At 65.7% G+C, this 17,885-nt stretch carries 15 protein-coding genes; 10 read left to right on the top strand and 5 right to left on the bottom strand.

From position 1 onward, the window contains the following. From ACTOWK_RS18030 to rpmH, 5 genes are all read right to left on the bottom strand, one after another. Window positions 1-226: helix-turn-helix domain-containing protein (locus tag ACTOWK_RS18030; RefSeq protein WP_441331476.1), on the bottom strand; the 226-nt coding region annotated here is incomplete at its 3' end. Window positions 227-1,208: 982 nt separating this feature from the next. Further along, a complete protein-coding gene (gene mnmE, locus ACTOWK_RS18025; RefSeq protein WP_441331475.1) occupies window positions 1,209-2,576 on the bottom strand; it encodes a tRNA uridine-5-carboxymethylaminomethyl(34) synthesis GTPase MnmE in 1,368 nt (455 codons plus the stop codon). A gap of 248 nt (window positions 2,577-2,824) precedes the next feature. Then, window positions 2,825-4,540, bottom strand: a complete 1,716-nt coding sequence (gene yidC / locus ACTOWK_RS18020; protein WP_441331474.1) for a membrane protein insertase YidC — start codon at window positions 4,538-4,540, stop codon at window positions 2,825-2,827. Between the two features lie 15 nt (window positions 4,541-4,555). Continuing rightward, on the bottom strand, window positions 4,556-4,990 hold the full coding sequence (gene rnpA / locus ACTOWK_RS18015; protein ID WP_057919818.1) for a ribonuclease P protein component: 435 nt from the start codon (window positions 4,988-4,990) through the stop codon (window positions 4,556-4,558). Between the two features lie 53 nt (window positions 4,991-5,043). Continuing rightward, a complete protein-coding gene (gene rpmH, locus ACTOWK_RS18010; RefSeq protein WP_031374044.1) occupies window positions 5,044-5,184 on the bottom strand; it encodes a 50S ribosomal protein L34 in 141 nt (46 codons plus the stop codon). A 310-nt stretch (window positions 5,185-5,494) separates the two neighbouring features. Between rpmH and dnaA the strand changes: the two genes are divergently transcribed. From dnaA to ACTOWK_RS17960, 10 genes are all read left to right on the top strand, one after another. Further along, the gene (gene dnaA / locus ACTOWK_RS18005; RefSeq protein WP_441331473.1) at window positions 5,495-6,829 is read left to right on the top strand and encodes a chromosomal replication initiator protein DnaA; all 1,335 of its coding nucleotides are present in this window, start codon (window positions 5,495-5,497) and stop codon (window positions 6,827-6,829) included. 512 nt (window positions 6,830-7,341) lie between these two features. After that, window positions 7,342-8,442, top strand: a complete 1,101-nt coding sequence (gene dnaN, locus ACTOWK_RS18000; RefSeq protein ID WP_031374042.1) for a DNA polymerase III subunit beta — start codon at window positions 7,342-7,344, stop codon at window positions 8,440-8,442. A gap of 138 nt (window positions 8,443-8,580) precedes the next feature. Continuing rightward, window positions 8,581-9,678, top strand: a complete 1,098-nt coding sequence (gene recF / locus ACTOWK_RS17995; RefSeq protein ID WP_441331472.1) for a DNA replication/repair protein RecF — start codon at window positions 8,581-8,583, stop codon at window positions 9,676-9,678. A gap of 599 nt (window positions 9,679-10,277) precedes the next feature. Then, a complete protein-coding gene (gene gyrB, locus ACTOWK_RS17990) occupies window positions 10,278-12,746 on the top strand; it encodes a DNA topoisomerase (ATP-hydrolyzing) subunit B (RefSeq protein ID WP_441331471.1) in 2,469 nt (822 codons plus the stop codon). 7 nt (window positions 12,747-12,753) lie between these two features. Continuing rightward, entirely contained in the window at window positions 12,754-13,524 is a 771-nt protein-coding gene (locus ACTOWK_RS17985) for a CPBP family intramembrane glutamic endopeptidase (protein WP_441331470.1), read from the top strand. 67 nt (window positions 13,525-13,591) lie between these two features. Then, window positions 13,592-14,395 carry a M48 family metallopeptidase gene (locus ACTOWK_RS17980; RefSeq protein ID WP_441331469.1) on the top strand — a complete coding sequence of 268 codons (804 nt, stop codon included), beginning with the start codon at window positions 13,592-13,594 and terminating at the stop codon, window positions 14,393-14,395. 136 nt (window positions 14,396-14,531) lie between these two features. Further along, window positions 14,532-15,749 (top strand): tetratricopeptide repeat protein, encoded by a 1,218-nt coding sequence (locus tag ACTOWK_RS17975; RefSeq protein ID WP_441331468.1) that lies wholly within the window; start codon window positions 14,532-14,534, stop codon window positions 15,747-15,749. Window positions 15,750-15,895: 146 nt separating this feature from the next. Next, complete coding sequence (locus tag ACTOWK_RS17970; protein ID WP_441331467.1) at window positions 15,896-16,576, top strand: energy transducer TonB; 681 nt, start codon at window positions 15,896-15,898, stop codon at window positions 16,574-16,576. A 90-nt stretch (window positions 16,577-16,666) separates the two neighbouring features. Then, complete coding sequence (locus tag ACTOWK_RS17965; RefSeq protein WP_031374035.1) at window positions 16,667-17,416, top strand: MotA/TolQ/ExbB proton channel family protein; 750 nt, start codon at window positions 16,667-16,669, stop codon at window positions 17,414-17,416. Window positions 17,417-17,458: 42 nt separating this feature from the next. Continuing rightward, entirely contained in the window at window positions 17,459-17,872 is a 414-nt protein-coding gene (locus ACTOWK_RS17960; protein WP_441331466.1) for an ExbD/TolR family protein, read from the top strand. Window positions 17,873-17,885: the final 13 nt, after the last annotated feature.

Raw genomic sequence — 17,885 nt, 5'->3', positions numbered from 1 at the left:
CCCGCTCTCCAGCGCGCGTGGCGTCGTAGCCAGGCTGCAATCGAGGGCGCCCGCGCAACGCCGGCGCCCCCGCGGGTCGAAATCCATTGCGATGCAGTTCGCGAGCGATGGTGCTGGAGGCGCGATCTAGGATGCGAGCAATCTGTCGTATACCGGTACCTTGGGCCATCAACGGCATGATCGCGCCGCGTTCTTCAGCGCTCAGCTGACTGTAGTTTCTTCCCATTCACGACGTCTCACCTCAGGTGTTGCACTTGAGCTTAGAGACCGCCTAACCAAAGAAAAATGCTTTGTTTTGAATCACAGGCCCGCACGAGCGGTGCATCCGCAGGGATTTTTCATACGGGACATCCCTGTCCCGATGAAAAACGGCCCGCATCCCTGCGGGCCGCCCTCCGGGTCTTCGATTACCTTCGCTAGTGCGCGGCGACGCACAGCCAAGGCCAAGGCCAAGGCTCCAATAGGGAAGCAGAGCACCGCGACGCCATCCCCTGTAGGAGCAGCGTGAGTCGCGACCACGGGATGTGCGGAAGCAACAGCGCCAATGCCGTCCACCGAAGCGGCGTGCTTTCGGCCGGGTAGGAGCGGCGCAAGCCGCGACCACGAATCTGCGAACGGCGGCGCGGGCGATCGAGGTTGCGCGGTCGCGGCTTGCGCCGCTCCTACCCAAGAGCAGCGACGACCGTTGCCGTTGCCGTTGCCGTTGCCGTTGCCGTTGCCGAGATTTTGCTTTGTGGCTTTGCTTTGCTGCTTTGCGGGTCAGATGAAGACCCGTAGGGCGGCCCGCATGGATGCGGGCCGTGCGCAAGCAGGCCATGGATGGCCTGTCTGGAGCATCCCTGCGTCGGCATCGATCGTGCGGGCTTGTGCCCTTGCAAGGAGAGCCCTTTTCTTTGGTTACCTTTGACCGAAGGAACTCCCTGTGGGACTTTTGGGCTTAGCAGAAGAAAGTAACCCGGCCGCGTCAGCGGACGGAAGCTTTAGATCTTGATGTTGATTCATCGCTCTGCGGCAAGAAACGCCGCAACCGCCAACTGCGCGGTCGCGGCTTATGACTGAAGCAAATCCCGGGGGACGCCGCTCCTACAAAAACCTCCAAGTGACGTCGCGAGATTGAGGCAACGCGGTCGCGGCTTGCGCCGCTCCTACCCTTGGGCTACGGGACACGACGCTGCAAGCCCGGCTGGCATTAGCCCTTCAAGCCGTGTCTACTTCCCGATGCAAAAACTCGAAAAGATATGCCCCAGCAGATCGTCGGCACGCACGCGTCCGGTGATTTCGCCGAGTGCCTCGTGCGCCTGGCGCAGCGCCTCGGCGGCGAGGTCGAGCATTTCGTGATCGAGCTGCACGCGCGCATCGTCGAGTTCTTCGCGCGCGCGCAACAAGGCGTCGACGTGGCGAGCGCGCGCGGTGAACGCGCCCTCCGAGGATTCGGCGGTGTCGCCCTGCGCCAAGGCGCGCAGGCGCGCATGCAGGCCATCGAGCCCGGCGCCGCTGCGGGCGGAAACGAACACGCGGTCTTCGCCGCCGATATCGACCGGCGTCGGCGAGCCGTAGTCGGATTCGATCAGGTCGATCTTGTTGTAGACGTAGAGCCGCGCCGGCACATCGGCGATCGCCTCGGCGACCGCTTGCAGACCGGTTTCCGGATCGCTGGCGTCGAGCACCACGATGGCGAGGTCGGCGCGTTCGAGTTCGCCGCGGGCGCGGCGCATGCCTTCGCGCTCGATCGCATCGCCGCCGTCGCGCAGGCCGGCGGTGTCGACCAGGATCAGTTCGACGCCGTCGAGCTTGACCGTTTCCTGCAGCAGGTCGCGGGTGGTGCCGGCGATGTCGGTGACGATGGCACGATCACTGCCGGCCAACGCGTTCAACAAGGAACTCTTGCCGGCGTTCGGCGGGCCGACGATCACCGCGTGCAGGCCGTCACGCAGGCGGCGGCCGCGTTCGGCGGCGGCGAGCAAGTCGTCGAGCGACGCCGAGGCGGCGGCGAAACGCGCGAGCAAGGCCGAGCCGCCCAGGGTGTCGAGCGGTTCGTCGGCGAAGTCGATCGCGGCTTCGACGTGCACGCGGATCGCGAGCAAATCGCCGGCCAGGGCCTCGACGCGGTGCGAGAATTCGCCGTCGAGGGCGCGGCGCGCGGCGCGCGCGGCGCGGACGTCGGCGGCGGCGATCAGGTCGGCGACCGCTTCGGCCTGGGCCAGGTCGAGGCGGCCTTCGAGAAAAGCGCGCTCGCTGAACTCGCCCGGGCGCGCGCGGCGCGCACCGAGGGCGCAGACACGTGCGAGCAGGGTTTCGAGCAGGGCCGGGCCACCATGCGCCTGCAGCTCGACCACGTCTTCGCCGGTGTAGCTCGCCGGTGCGGCAAAGTACAGGGCGATGCCGTCGTCGATGGTCTCGTCGTGCTCGTCGCGGAAGCGCACGTAATGCGCATGCCGCGGGCGCAAGGCGCGCGAGGCCACGGTTTCGGCGATCGCCAATGAGCGCGGGCCGGACAGGCGGACGATGCCGACCCCGCCGGCGCCGGGTGCGGTCGCGATGGCGGCGATGGTGTCGCGGACGGAGGCGTCGGTCATGGGCGACATGATAGTGGCCCCTTCGTCGTGTCGGCGCTGTGTGGGTCCGGAGGCTTCAGAGTCCTGCCTGGACGTACCGGAGCTCTCGCCCGTCATTCCCGCGCAGGCGGGAATAACGGGTGAGCGGACGCCATCGCCAAGGCGGCGTTCGCGACACGCGCCCGCATCATTCGATATTCCCGCTCCACAAACACGAAGCCCGCCTGGCGGCGGGCTTCGTCGATCGGTTCAGGACGCGAACCGGACCGTCATTCCTTGCTGGTCGCCGCTTCGGCGTAGCGCTTGGTGGTCAGGTACTGCTGCAGCAGACCGAGGCCGCCGTTGGCCACCTGGTACAGCACCAGGCCGGCCGGCAGGAAGGCCAGGATCACGCCGAAGATCAGCGGCATGAACTGCATCATCTTGGCCTGGGCCGGGTCCATGCCGGTCATCGGGGTCAGCTTCTGGGTCGACCACATGATCGCGATGTTGATCAGCGGCAGCACGAAGAAGGGATCGCGCGCGGTCAGGTCCTGGATCCAGCCGAACCACGGCGCATGACGCAGCTCGACCGACTCGGCGAGCATCCAGTACAAGGTCATGAAGATGATCATCTGCGGCAGCAGCGGCAGACAGCCGCCGACCGGATTGATCTTCTCCTTCTTGTACAGCTCCATCAGCGCCATCTGGAATTTCTGCTTGTCGTCGCCGTAACGCTCCTTGAGCTGGGCGACGCGCGGCTGGAACTTGCGCATCTTCGCCGCCGACTTGTACTGCGCCGCCGACAGCGGGTACAGGGCGAGCTTGAGCAGCACCACCAGGCCGACGATGGCCCAGCCCCAGTTTCCGAACAGGTTGTGCAGCTTCTCCAGCAGCCAGAACAGGCCGTTGGCGAGGGTCGCGAAGATGCTGTAGCTGCTGAAGTCGACGGCGCGGTCGAGGCCGGCCACGTCCTGCGCTTCGATCGCCTTGACCAGCTTCGGGCCGATCCACAGGCGCGCTTCGGTGACCGCCTTGGCGCCCGGGGCGACGTTGACGCCCGGGCCCATGTCGCGGATCAGGTACTGCGGCGCACCGCCGGCGCTGAGCTCTTCGAGCGAGAACTGGCCCGCGTCCTTCGCGCCCGGAATCCAGGCGGCGAAGAAGTGATGCTGCAGCATCGCGATCCAGCCGCCGTTGACCTGCTTGTCGAGCTTGCCGTCGTCGCTGAAGTCCTCGAACTTGCGCTTCTCGTACTTGTCGGTCGGGCTGTACCACGCCGCGCCCTGGAAGCTGTACTGCTCGGGGCTGAAGGGGCCCTTGTGGGCCAGCTCGCGCGGCACGCGGCTGAGCTGGCGGTAGACATAGCCCTGCCACGGCGAGGTGCTGGCGTTGACCACTTCGTCGCGCACGCGCACCGCGTAGTCGCCGCGGCGGAAGCTGTAGGTGCGCTGGATGCTGACGCCGTTCGGGCCGGTCCAGGTGAACGGCACGGCGAGTTCGTTGACGCCCGCAGCCAGGACCAGGTTGCGCTGGTCACCGGCGTAGCGGAAACCGGACTCGTGGGTCGGCGCGGCGTTGCCCTGGCTGACCCAGCCGCTCTGGGCGACGAAGTACAGGGTCGAGTCGCTGGCCAGCAGACGCATCGGCGGGCTGTTGGGCTCGGACGTCTTCGGGTACTTGAGCAGGTCGGCTTCGCTGAGCTCGCCGCCGCGCAGGTTGACCTTGAGCACGTCGGTGGTCACCACGACCAGGGCCTCACCGGCGGCGGCGCCGGCGGTGGTCACGGTCGAGGCGGCGGCCGGGGTGCTCGGCACCGCGGCGGTGTTCGGAGCGCCCGGTACGCCGGCGGCAACCGCGGGCGCAGCCGTGGGCACGCTGCTGGCCGGTGCGACGGCGGCCGCAATCGGAGCCGGCGGCGCCGACTTCTCCTTGCCCCACTCCATCCACAACAAGGTCGCCACCATCAGCCAGGCGAGGATCAGAAAAGCACGGGTCTGGTTCATGGGCAGCAGGCAGGCTCAGCCGGGACCGGGGTCCGGCAGGGGGTCGGAGGGGGAAGCGGCCGGCATTGTGCCGGGCGCAGGAGTCAGGGGCAATGCAGGCGCAGGCCGGGTACCGGCGCGCTTGAGCAGACTGTGGAAGGCGGTGCGGAGTTCCTCGCCGCTGCAGCGCGAGGCGCCGGGGCGGGCGACGATCACATAGTCGCCCGGCGCCAGCTCGTCCCGGACATGGCGGAAGGCGTCGCGCAACACGCGCTTGATGCGGTTGCGGCCGACCGCGTGCGGATCGACCTTGCGCGAGACGGCCAGACCCAGTCGCGGGGCGACGGCCTGATCGGCTTGGAAATGCAAAGCAAGCACGGGCAGCGCGACGCGCCGACCATGCTTGAAAATTCGATCGAAGTCGGAGCGCGCGCGTACCCGCGCGGTGCGCGGGAAGCGGGTCGAATTCATCGTATGCGTACGGCCGCGCGACGCCAGGTCAGCGCAGGCGGCCGAATCGACGCTTAGGCGCAGAGACGCTTGCGGCCCTTGGCACGACGACGGGCGAGAATCTTGCGGCCGTCGGCGGTCGCCATGCGGGCACGGAAACCGTGGTCGCGCTTGCGCTTGAGGTTGCTGGGCTGATAGGTGCGCTTGGTGGCCATGATCCGGCTCGATGTAACGACGTAATAGGACCGCCGATTCTAGAGGGTGCCCAGAGTCCGGGTCAAGCCCTTGTTTACTTTGACGTTTGGACCGACCCGTCGACGGCGCTGTCGTGCAGGTTGGCGCAACCCGCGCAGCCTGTGCATGAACCTGTGGATTAGTCCTGTTCCGGACTGGGTCCCGATGGTAGTCTGACCGACCCCCGGCCCTGTCCGCCACGATGTTCGCATCGTGCGCTCGGCCGCTTTCGTCCGCTGCGCCGCCAGGCCTGCCGACCGAGTCAGTTACGCATAAGAAGACGCATTACAGATGGAAGCCTGGCCCCGCTGCCTCGAACGCCTCGAAGCCGAATTTCCGGTCGAGGATGTACATACCTGGTTGAAACCGCTGCAGGCGACGCGTCGCGACGACGTCACCGTGCTGTACGCGCCGAATGCGTTCGTGGTCGAACACGTGCGCGAACGCTACTTGGGCCGGATCCGCGAGTTGCTGTCGTATTTCGCCGGCAGCGGCGAGGTCAGCCTGGAGATCGGTTCGCTGCCGCGTGCGATTCCGGTGGTGGCGCGCGAGTCGGAGATCGCGATCAGTGCGCCGCGTCCGGTCGCGCCGCCCGAGCCGTTCCAGGGCAATCTCGACAATCACTACACCTTCGACAACTTCGTCGAAGGCCGCAGCAACCAGCTCGGTCGCGCCGCGGCCTGGCAGGCCGCGCAGAAACCCGGCGAACGCGCCCACAACCCGTTGTTGTTGTACGGGGGCACCGGCCTGGGCAAGACCCATCTGATGTTCGCCGCCGGCAATGCCATGCGCGATGCCAATCCGGCGATGCGGGTGATGTACCTGCGCTCGGAACAATTCTTCAGCGCGATGATGAAAGCGCTGCAGGACAAGACCATGGACGGGTTCAAGCGTCAGTTCCAGCGCGTCGACGCGCTGCTGATCGACGACATCCAGTTCTTCGCCGGCAAGGACCGCACCCAGGAAGAGTTCTTCCACACCTTCAACGCGTTGTTCGACGGCAAGCAGCAGATCATCCTGACCTGCGATCGCTACCCGCGCGAAGTCGAAGGCCTGGAGCCGCGCCTGAAGTCACGCCTGGCCTGGGGCTTGTCGGTCGCGATCGAGCCGCCGGACTTCGAGACCCGCGCCCAGATCGTGATCTCCAAGGCCAAGGAACGCGGCGCGGCGGTGCCGGAGGAAGTCGCCTTCCTGCTGGCCAAGAAGATGCGCTCGAACGTGCGCGACCTGGAAGGCGCGCTCAACACGCTGACCGCCCGCGCCAACTTCACCGGCCGCGCGATCACCACCGAGTTCGCCCAGGAAACCCTGCGCGATCTGTTGCGTGCGCAGCAGCAGGCGATCGGCATCCCCAACATCCAGAAGACCGTGGCAGACTACTACGGCCTTCAGATCAAGGACTTGTTGTCGAAACGGCGTACGCGCTCGCTCGCTCGTCCACGTCAGGTCGCCATGGCGCTGACCAAGGAACTGACCGAGCACTCGTTGCCGGAGATCGGCGATGCCTTCGCCGGTCGCGACCACACGACCGTTTTGCATGCCTGCCGCCAGATCCGCACCTTGATGGAAACCGACGGCAAGCTGCGTGAGGATTGGGACAAGTTGATTCGCAAGCTCAGCGAGTGAGGCCGCCTGGACCGCATCCGCGGTCCGCGCTCACCCGATGGGAACGCAGGACCCGCTTCGTGGCGCTGTTGCAAGCTGCGAATGTCCGGTACCGACCTGCCAGGTAGGGATGCCCGCCATCCGCCTGGTTCGCCGAAACCGGGACCGCGCCAACTCAGGGCCTGGGTGCTGAGCCTGTTTTATCGCTGCAGCCGAGCGGTTCGATCCGGTCCGCGCTGCGACGAGACACAAGGTAATCGGTAAGTACTTGTTGCGAAAGGCATAACTCGGGGGATGAAAGTCGTACAAACTGTGGACAAGTCAGCGGCCGCCCACCGGCGCCCTTTTTATCCACAGCTTGTACCTCCTGCCCAGGGCCAGTTCTACCCGCTTTTGAAGTACCGAAAACCGCTTGTAAATCAAATGCTTAAGTGACTTCTCCAGCGTTTTTCGCTACACCATCACCACCAAGCTTTTGATTTATACATCTCTTTAGTAATGGGCTTAGGCCCACCGACGGGCAAGGGGTCCGCATGCGTTTCAGCCTGCAACGCGAAGTCTTTCTCAAGCCGTTGGCCCAAGTGGTCAACGTCGTCGAACGCCGGCAGACCTTGCCGGTCCTGGCCAACCTGCTCGTGCAGGTCAAGGACGGGCAGCTCTCGCTGACCGGTACCGACCTCGAAGTCGAAATGATTTCGCGGGTTGCGGTCGACGATGCGAAGGACGGCGAAACCACGATTCCGGCACGCAAGCTGTTCGAGATCATTCGAGCGCTTCCGGACGGCAGCAAGGTCACCGTTTCGCAGACCGCCGAGAAGGTCACGGTGCAGGCAGGACGGTCGCGCTTTACGCTCGCCAGCCTGCCGGCCAACGATTTCCCGTCGATCGACGAAGTCGAAGCGACTGAACGCGTCCGCGTACCGGAAGCCGCCCTCAAGGAACTGATCGAACGCACCGCGTTCGCGATGGCCCAGCAGGACGTGCGCTATTACCTCAACGGTCTGTTGTTCGACCTGCGCGAGAACAGCCTGCGCTGCGTCGCCACCGACGGACACCGCCTCGCCCTGTGCGAAGCGCCGTACGAGGGCAACGCGCAGACCAAGCGCCAGATCATCGTGCCGCGCAAGGGCGTGCAGGAACTGCAGCGTCTGCTCGAGGGCGGCGATCGCGAAGTCGAACTCGAGATGGGCCGTGGCCATATCCGGGTGAAGCGCGACGATGTCACCTTCACCAGCAAGCTCATCGACGGCCGTTTCCCGGACTACGAAGCGGTGATCCCGATCGGCGCCGATCGCGAGGTCAAGATCGAGCGCGAAATCCTGCGTGCGTCGCTGCAGCGTGCGGCGATCCTGTCGAACGAGAAGTACCGCGGCGTGCGCATCGAGGTCTCTCCGGGCCAGCTCAAGATCAGCGCGCACAACCCGGAACAGGAAGAAGCGCAGGAAGAAGTCGAAGCCGACACCAAGGTCGACGACCTGGCCGTGGGCTTCAACGTCAACTACCTGCTCGACGCCCTGACCGCGTTGCGCGACGAGCACGTGATCCTGGCGCTGCGCGACGCGAACTCCTCGGCTCTGGTGCGGGAGGCGTCGAACGAACGTTGCCGCCATGTCGTGATGCCGCTGCGCCTGTAACGGCAAGCGCAGCGAAACCGGTCTAACGACCCGGTTCCACGTGGAACATCACACGCCCGGCCAGTCCGGGCGTGTCCGTTTGTGGCTTTCGGATTGCGTGCCCGACTGCCGGCCCTCCCCTTCTGCGATCATCTGCCGATGCATGTCACCCGTCTGGAAGCCCGTGGATTCAGGCGTTTCGCCGAAGTCAGCCTGCTGCCGGCTCCCGGCATCAACCTGATTACCGGCGAGAACGGCGCCGGCAAGACCAGCCTGCTCGAAGCCCTGCATCTGATGGCCTACGGCCGCAGTTTCCGCGGCCGCGTGCGCGATGGTCTGATCCGGGCCGGCGACCCCGCGCTCGAGGTCTTCGTCGAGTGGCAGGAAAACCGACGCGAACAGCGCCGCAAGGCCGGACTGCGCCACAGCGGCCAGGAATGGGTCGGGCGGCTCGATGGTGCCTCGGTGTCCCAGCTCGGCGAACTGTGCGCGGCCTTGGCGGTGGTCAGTTTCGAGCCCGGCAGCCATTCCCTGATCACTGGAGCCGGGGAGATCCGCCGCCGCTACCTGGATTGGGGTTTGTTCCACGTGGAACCTGACTTCACTCCTCTGTGGCGTCGCTATACCCGGGCACTCAAGCAGCGCAACGCCCTGCTCAAGGCGCGGGCGCGCGACGGCCAGCTCGACGCCTGGGATCACGAGCTCGCCGAGGCCGGCGAACCGCTGACCCGGCGTCGCCACCAGTACCTCGACGAACTGCAGCCCAGGTTCTCGGCCCTGGCCACCGAACTGGCGCCGGGGCTGGGGGCGGTGCGCCTGGATTACCTGCCAGGTTGGCGCCGCGAGGAGTTTCCCCTCGCTGACGCGCTGTTGCTGGCCCGCGAACGCGATCAGCTGGCCGGCTACACCTCGGTGGGGCCGCACCGGGCCGACTGGCGGATCGCCTTCGGCGCTGTTCCCGGCCGCGAGGCTTTGTCGCGCGGCCAGGCCAAGCTCACTGCCCTGTGCGCCCTGTTGGCCCAGGCCGAACACCATGCCGCGATCCGCGGCGAATGGCCGGTCGTGGCCCTGGACGACCTGGCCTCCGAGCTCGACCGGAACCATCAGCAGCGGGTGCTGGAACGTTTGCTCGCCTCGAAGGCGCAGGTCTTCATCACCGGCACCGATCCGCCGCCTGCTCTGGCGTCCATGCAGGTCGAACTGACCAGGTTCCACGTGGAACATGGACTGCTGGGCGAGCTGCCGCAGTCCGCTTGAGGCCTCGGGCGGATCCCGGCCGAGAACACTGCGGTATCGGCCCTGGCCGGCGCAGCCTGCCGGATGACAAGGGGCCAGCGCCGAGGCGACAGGCTTCGGCCGCACGGCCTGGAGCGTGGAGATGGGGGCTCGCCGTTAGCACCGACGGCGGCTTGGGCCGGTCCTGTTCTGAAGAATGGGGCTTGGCAAGTCGCGGTCCGGGCTCGCGAGAAGCGGGCTTCGGCCCCAGGCTCCCGCCGGACCCGGTTCGAGCCCACGTCGACGGCGATTCGAGCTCATATCGCCTTCGTTCGGCCCAGAGACCCGATCCAAGACTTAGCCGGCGACATTCCGCCCCATGTTCCACGTGAAACATGCACCCTCGCGCCTGCGCCGGGTTTTAAAACCCCGCTTCCGCCACCATCTCGGAAGCCTGGACGGCGCTGTAAGCGCCTGCGAGCCTGTTTCGGGCCCGAGCGCCACCCTCCCGGCGCTCCGGCGCCGGGCCGGCTCCAGCGCCGGGCCAGGCGGCCCGCCTGCTATACTGCGATTACTCACTACTGTGTCTCGACGCGTTCGGCGCCTTCGCCGGCAGCGTGTCGTCGGAGACTGTTGACGCAATGACCAACACCGAGCACGACCCCTCGCAAGACCCGACCTCCGACCCGACCCCGCAATCGCAGACCTACGACTCCAGCAAGATCACCGTCTTGCGCGGTCTCGAGGCCGTGCGTAAGCGCCCGGGCATGTACATCGGCGACGTCCATGACGGCACCGGCCTGCACCACATGGTCTTCGAGGTCGTCGACAACGCGATCGACGAAGCGCTGGCCGGTCATGCCGACGATGTCGTGGTCACCTTGCACGAAGACGGTTCGGTCTCCTGCTACGACAACGGCCGCGGCATTCCGGTCGACATCCACAAGGAAGAAGGCGTGTCCGCGGCCGAGGTGATCCTCACCGTGCTGCATGCCGGCGGCAAGTTCGACGACAACAGCTACAAGGTTTCCGGCGGCCTGCACGGCGTCGGCGTGTCGGTGGTCAACGCGCTGTCCGAGCACCTGTGGCTGAACATCTGGCGCGACGGCCACCAGTACCAGCAGGAATACTCGCTCGGCGAGCCGTTGTACCCGTTGAAGCAGCTGGAAGCGTCGAACAAACGCGGCACCCTACTGCGCTTCAAGCCGGCCGTGGAGATCTTCAGCGACGTCGAATTCCACTACGACATCCTGGCCAAGCGCCTGCGCGAACTGTCGTTCCTGAATTCCGGGGTCAAGATCACCCTGGTCGACGAGCGCGGCGAAGGCCGCCGCGACCTGTTCCAGTACGAGGGCGGCATCCGCTCCTTCGTCGAGCATCTGGCCCAGCTCAAGACTCCGCTGCACCCGAACGTGATCTCGGTGTCGGGCGAGCAGAACGGCATCACCGTCGACGTGGCCCTGCAGTGGACCGACTCCTACCAGGAGACGATGTTCTGCTTCACCAACAATATTCCGCAGAAGGACGGCGGTACCCACCTGATCGGGTTCCGCGCCGCCCTCACCCGCACCCTGACCAACTACATCGAACAGAGCGGCCTGGCCAAGCAGGCCAAGATCGCGCTGTCGGGCGACGACATGCGCGAAGGCATGATCGCGGTGCTGTCGGTCAAGGTGCCGGACCCGAGCTTTTCCTCGCAAACCAAGGAAAAACTGGTCAGTTCCGAGGTCCGCCCGGTCGTTGAGAGCACGTTCGGCGCACGTTTGGAGGAGTTCCTGCAGGAACACCCCAACGAGGCCCGTGCCATCACCGGCAAGATCATCGACGCCGCCCGCGCCCGCGAAGCCGCGCGCAAGGCGCGCGACCTGACCCGCCGCAAGGGCGCGCTCGATATCGCCGGCCTGCCCGGCAAGCTCGCCGACTGCCAGGAGAAAGACCCGGCGCTCAGCGAACTGTTCATCGTCGAGGGCGACTCCGCAGGCGGCTCGGCCAAGCAGGGCCGCAACCGCAAGACCCAGGCCATCCTCCCGCTCAAGGGCAAGATCCTCAACGTCGAGCGCGCGCGCTTCGACCGCATGCTCGGCAGCGCCGAAGTCGGCACCCTGATCACCGCGCTCGGCACCGGCATCGGCAAGGACGAGTACAACCCGGACAAGCTGCGCTACCACCGCATCATCCTGATGACCGACGCCGACGTCGACGGCTCGCACATCCGCACCTTGCTGCTGACGTTCTTCTACCGGCAGATGCCGGAGCTGATCGAGCGCGGCCACATCTACATCGGCTTGCCGCCGCTGTACAAGATCAAGCAGGGCAAGAACGAGATCTACCTCAAGGACGATGCCGCGCTGGATCAGTACCTGGCCAACAACGCAGTCGAAGGCGCGGCGCTGATTCCGGCGACGGGCGAACCGCCGATCGAAGGCGCGGCGTTGGAGAAGTTGTTGCTCGCCTACGCCGGCGCCAAGGAAACCATCGCCCGCAACGCGCATCGCTACGATCCGAACGTGCTGCAGGCGCTGATCGATTTCACCCCGCTCGACACCGAGCACCTGCTCAAGAACGTCGACGAGCGCCACGAACTCGACGCGCTGGAAAAGCGTCTCAACCAGACCGGTCTCGGCAAGCCGCGTTATACGCTGGCGCTGCATCCGGCCAACGAAACCCGCCAGGCCGCGTTGTTGGTCACGCGCAATCACATGGGTCAGCAGTTGATCCAGGTGCTGCCGTTGTCGGCGTTCGAAGGCGGCGAGCTGCGTTCGCTGCGCGAAGCGGCGTCGATGCTGCACGGCCTGGTGCGCGAAGGCGCGCAGATCGTGCGCGGCAATCGCGCGCAAGCGGTCGCCAGCTTCGCCCAGGCCCAGGCCTGGTTGCTCGATGAAGCCAAAAAAGGCCGCGCAATCCAGCGATTCAAGGGTCTTGGCGAAATGAATCCCGAGCAGCTGTGGGACACCACGGTCAATCCGGAAACCCGCCGCCTGCTGCAGGTGCGCATCGAAGACGCCGTCGCCGCCGATCAGATCTTCAGCACCCTGATGGGCGATGTGGTCGAACCGCGCCGTGAGTTCATCGAGGACAACGCCCTGAAGGTGGCCAATCTCGACGTCTGATCCCCGCGTGGATCCGATCCCCGCGTCGCCGCCCTCGGCGGCGACGCGCAGCGGCTGGCTAGGCAGCGTCGCCGGCTTTGCGCTCGACCTGCTGCTGTCGGTGGTGCTGCTCGCCGTGTTCGTCGTAATCGGCGGGGTGCTGTGGGGCATGTTGCAAGGCCTGCGCGGCGTCCCGGTCGAGATGGACCCGGGCTCCGACGCGATGATCGCGATCACCCTGGTCGGCACCGGCCTGGGCGCATTGACCGTCTATCTGCTGCGCCGCCGTGCGACGCGCGAGGAACGCGCCGCCTCGTGGCGCGCCCTGTGGCGGACCTCGACCTGGCTGACGATCCTCGTCGCCCTGCTCGCGACCATGGGTTTCAGCATGCTCGTCGGCCTGCTCGCGCAGCAGCTGCAGATCGAGATGACGCCGAGCAACCTGGTGCTCAGCGAGGCGGTCGGCAAACACCCGTTTCTGTTGCTGATCTTCGCCGTGCTGATCGCGCCGGCTTACGAAGAATTGCTGTTCCGGCGGGTGCTGTTCGGCCGTCTGTGGGCCGCGGGACGGCCCGGCCTTGGCCTCGCGCTGAGCTCGATCGCTTTCGCACTCGTCCATGAGCCGCCGGGCCTCGGCGCCAGCCAGGGCTGGAACATGCTGCTGCTGTGGGCGGTATACGCCTTCATGGGCGCGGTCTTTGCCGCCACTTATCGGCGCACCGGCACCCTGTGGGCGGCCTATGCGGCGCACGCGCTCAATAACCTGGTGGCAGGTGCGGCGCTTTTTGCAAGCCTTTGAGCCACCCTCGTTGACGAAGTATTAATCCAGGCAGCGCTACAAAGTTAGTTCGTTCTGGGGAATCGTCATGAAACGCATCCTGCTTGCGCTTTCGGTCGCCGCCGTGGTGGCCGCCTGCGCCACCACGACTTCGCCGACCGGGCGTACCCAGCACATTGGTGCGGTGTCGCAGGAGCAGCTCGACCTGATGGGCGCCAAGGCCTTCGAGGAGGCCAAGAGCAAGCAGCGCCTGAGCACCGACCCGCGCCAGAACGCCTACGTGCGCTGCGTGGTGAGCTCGATCACCCAGCAGCTGCCGCAAGGCTGGCAGGCGAACTGGGACGTGGCCGTGTTCGCCGATAGTTCGCCCAACGCCTTCGCCCTTCCGGGCGGCAAGGTCGGCGTCAACACCGGCATTTTCACCGTCGCCAAGAACCAGGACCAGCTCGCGGCGGTGATCGCCCACGAGATCGGCCACGTGGTCTCGCGCCACCACGACGAACGCATCACCCGGCAGATGAGCGCCCAGGTCGGCCTGGGCATTCTCGGCAGCCTGGTCGGCTCGCGCTACGGCGAGGGCGCGGTCAGCGCCACCAACCAGCTCGGCGGCGCGGCCCTGCAGACCGCCTTCCTGCTGCCGGGCTCGCGCACCCAGGAAAGCGAGGCCGACGTGGTCGGCCAGCGGCTGATGGCGCAGGCCGGCTACGACCCGCGCCAGGCGGTGAATCTGTGGCAGAACATGATCGCCGCGAGTACCTCGCGACCGCCGCAATGGCTCTCGACCCACCCCGATCCGCAATCGCGCATCCAGGAGCTGAACGCTCGCGCCGGGGCCTTGATTCCTACCTACGAACAGGCCCGCGCTTCCGGCCGTACGCCGAAGTGTGGATGAAATCCAGGTGAAAATGGCTGTCTTAACCCGTATCGCGCGGCCCCAAGTTTCTGTTAGCGTGACGGCCCCTTGGCCTTGCGCCGTTCCGCCACAAGGCCACCCGCCTGCGGCCGCTGAGTCTCTCTGAGGTGAGTACATGAGCAAGCAACCCACCCGTCGTAGCACCCTGCTGGCCGCCGCGATCGGCGTGACGCTGGTCTTCGGCGCAGTCTCCCAGGTCAACGCGCAAAGCATGGCCGAGCGCAATGCGCAGCGCCGCGCCAACAAGGAAAGCAGCAAGGGCAGCACCACCAAGGCCGAGAACCAGTTCCCGAACGCGACGCGCACCGCGCCGGACGCGAAGGCCTCGTCGAAGGGCGGCGCCAAGCTGCAGAAGATGATGGAGTTCTACGACAAGGAGAAGGCCGCCGAAGCTCGCGCCGTCGCCGACGAAATCATCGCCAACACCGCGTTCAACGCCTACGAGCGTTCGTTCGCCGCGCAGATCGGCGCCCAGCTCGCCTACGACGGCGACGACAGCAAGGCCGCGATCGCCTATCTCAAGCAAGCGCTGGAATTCAACGGCCTCGACAACAACGGCCATTTCGGCGCGATGTTCATGATGGCCCAGCTGCAGCTGCAGGAAGACCAGTACGCCGATTCGCTGGCGACGGCCGAACGTTTCCTGTCGGAAACCAAGAGCAGCAAGCCCGAGCACCTGATCGTGCGCGGCAATGCCCTGTACCGCCTGGAGCGCTATCCGGACGCCGCCAAGGCGATCAAGCAAGCCATCGACGCCTCGCCCGAGCCGAAGGTCGAATGGCAGCAGCTGCTGATGGCGAGCTACATTGAGAACAATCAGGGCGCCGAAGCGGCCAAGATCGCCGAGTCGATCGCCGCCAAGACCCCGAACGACAAGCGCGCCCAGATGAACGTCGCCGCGGTGTATTCGCAGGCCGACATGCTCGACAAGGCCGCGGTCGTGCTGGAAAAGGTTCGCGCCGCCGGTCAGTTCACCGACGACAAGGATTACCGCCAGCTCTACGCCACCTATCTGAACCTGGATGGCAAGGAGAAGGAAGCGGCCGGCGTGATCACCGAGGGCCTCGAGAAGGGCGTCCTCAAGCCGGACTACCAGGCCTATGTGGCGCTGGCCCAGTCCTATTACTTCTCCGATCAGACTGCGAAGTCGATCGACGCGTACAAGAAAGCGGCTCCTCTCGCACCGGATGGTGAGACGTACCTGAATCTCGCCCGTGTTCTGTGGCAAGAGGATCGCATTCCCGAGGCAAAGGAAGCCGCCAAGCAGGCGATAGCGAAGGGCGTTAAAAAGCCCGACGACGCCAACAAGATTCTCGCGCTGAAAGGCAAGTAATTCAGCAAAGAGAAGCCTAACCGCGCTTGGAACCTGTGACGCGGTTTGGTATATGCTAGGAGGTTCCCGCGACTGGAAACGGTTGCAGGAACCGAACGATGGCCCGAGGCGCCCTGGCGTCCGGAAACACCTCCCGAGCTGACGGCATGACGCAAGACCTCGAACTCCAAGTTAGGAAAGATGACGACGACCGCGACGGTTTGAACTGGGCACGTATTGCCGGTATCACCTGCGCGATCGCTGTGCATGCCGCGGCGCTCCTGTTGTTGCTGGCCCCAATGACGCCACCTGCCCAGCAGCAGGACGAAGAGCAGGTGACGATGGTCAACATCATCAAACCACCGCCGCCGCCCCCGCCGCCGCCGCCGCCGCCGCCGGAACCGCCCAAGGAGCTCAAGCAGCCTCCGAAGGAACTGTCCCCGCCGCGACCGACCCCGACTCCCCCGCCGCCGGACCAGCCGCCGGTCGAGAATCTGGACCCCAGTCCGATCGACCCGCCTGCGCCGCCGCCGGCACCGCCTGCGCCGCCGACGGCCGCCAGCGACATCGGCTCCAGCGTCGATCCGTCCTCGCGTCGCCTGAATCCGCCGAAGTACCCGCCGACCGAAGCCCGTCAGGGCGTGGGCGGTACCGTAGTCCTGGTCATCAGCATCGACGCCCAGGGCAACGTCATGGACGTGCAGGTCGAAAAATCCAGCCGTAACCGCAATCTGGATCGCGCGGCCATGGACGCTGCCCGCAAGTGGCGCTTCAACCCTGAAGTGCGCAACGGTCAACCGGTCGCGAGCCGCGTCCGCGTTCCCGTCGATTTCGTCCCGCCGACCTGATCGGGGTCGGCGCGACTGTTGTCCCGCCTGATGAACACCGCTACTTCGTAATACCTTCTTTCCTTTCCACGACATTCAAAGGTAAGCGTCATGCTGCAGCAAACCACCACCGCCGCCGCCGGAGGCTCCAACGCTGAAGCGCTTCAGCAGATGAGCTTTTCGCATCTGTTGCAGAACTTCGACCTCGTCGGCTGGATCGTGTTCATCACGCTCACGCTGATGTCGGTTCTGTCGGTCTACTGGATCGTCATCAATTTCGTTAAGAATCTGCGCCTGCGCGGCTCTTCCGACCGCGTCGTCAGCACGTTCTGGGAAACCCCGAACGCCCAGGACGCGATCCGCTACATGGAAGAACAGTCGCGCAGCGAACCGTTCTCCAAGATCGCCCTCGACGCCGCCCAGGCCGCCGCTCACCACCAGCGCCACGAAGGTTCGCGTCTGGTCGAGTCGCTGAACCGTTCGGAGTTCGTCGATCGCGCCCTGCGTCAGGCCGTGACCCGCGAGAGCTCGCGTCTGGAAGCCGGTCTGACCGTGCTCGCCACCGTCGGCTCGACCGCTCCGTTCGTCGGTCTGCTCGGTACGGTCTGGGGCATCTACCACGCCCTGCTCCGCCTCGGCGCCAGCGGCGAGTCCTCGATCCAGGCCGTTGCCGGCCCGGTGGGCGAAGCGCTGATCATGACCGCGATCGGTCTGTTCGTCGCGATCCCGGCCGTGCTTGCTTACAACTTCTTCGTGCGTCTGAACCGTGTCACGAACAACAAGTTCGACACCTTCGCCCACGACCTGCACGACTTCTTCGCCACCGGCTCGCGCGTCGGCGAACTGTCGAACAAGCGCTAATCAACACTGACGCCTCTCATTTAGCGTAGTTGGAGTTCGGACATGGCCTTCAGTACAGGCAACGACAACGGCCCGATGGCCACCATCAACGTCACGCCCCTCGTGGACGTGATGCTGGTGCTGCTGATCATTTTCATGATCACCGCGCCGCTGATGACCCATAAGGTCGAGATCAAGCTGCCCGAAGCCACGCTCACCAAGACGGACGAGCCGCCCAAGACGCCGCCGATCACCTTGGCGATCCAGGAGAGCGGTTCGCTGTACTGGAACGATGAGCCGGTCACCCGCGACCAGCTGGAGAGCCGTCTTTCGGTTGAAGCACAAAAGACCCCGCAGCCGCAGATCAACGTCCGCGGCGACCGCACCACGAAGTACCGCGTGGTCAATGAAGTGGTGACGATTGCGCAGAGGCAGGGCATGCGCAAGGTCGGCTTCATCGCGATCAAAGAACGTTAATCGGAGACCGAGC

This window comes from Lysobacter sp. CA196, from assembly GCF_052078695.1.
Lineage (GTDB): Bacteria > Pseudomonadota > Gammaproteobacteria > Xanthomonadales > Xanthomonadaceae > Lysobacter.
The sequence above is the reverse complement of the archived record's forward strand: the minus strand, read 5'-3'. Positions and strand labels throughout refer to the sequence as shown.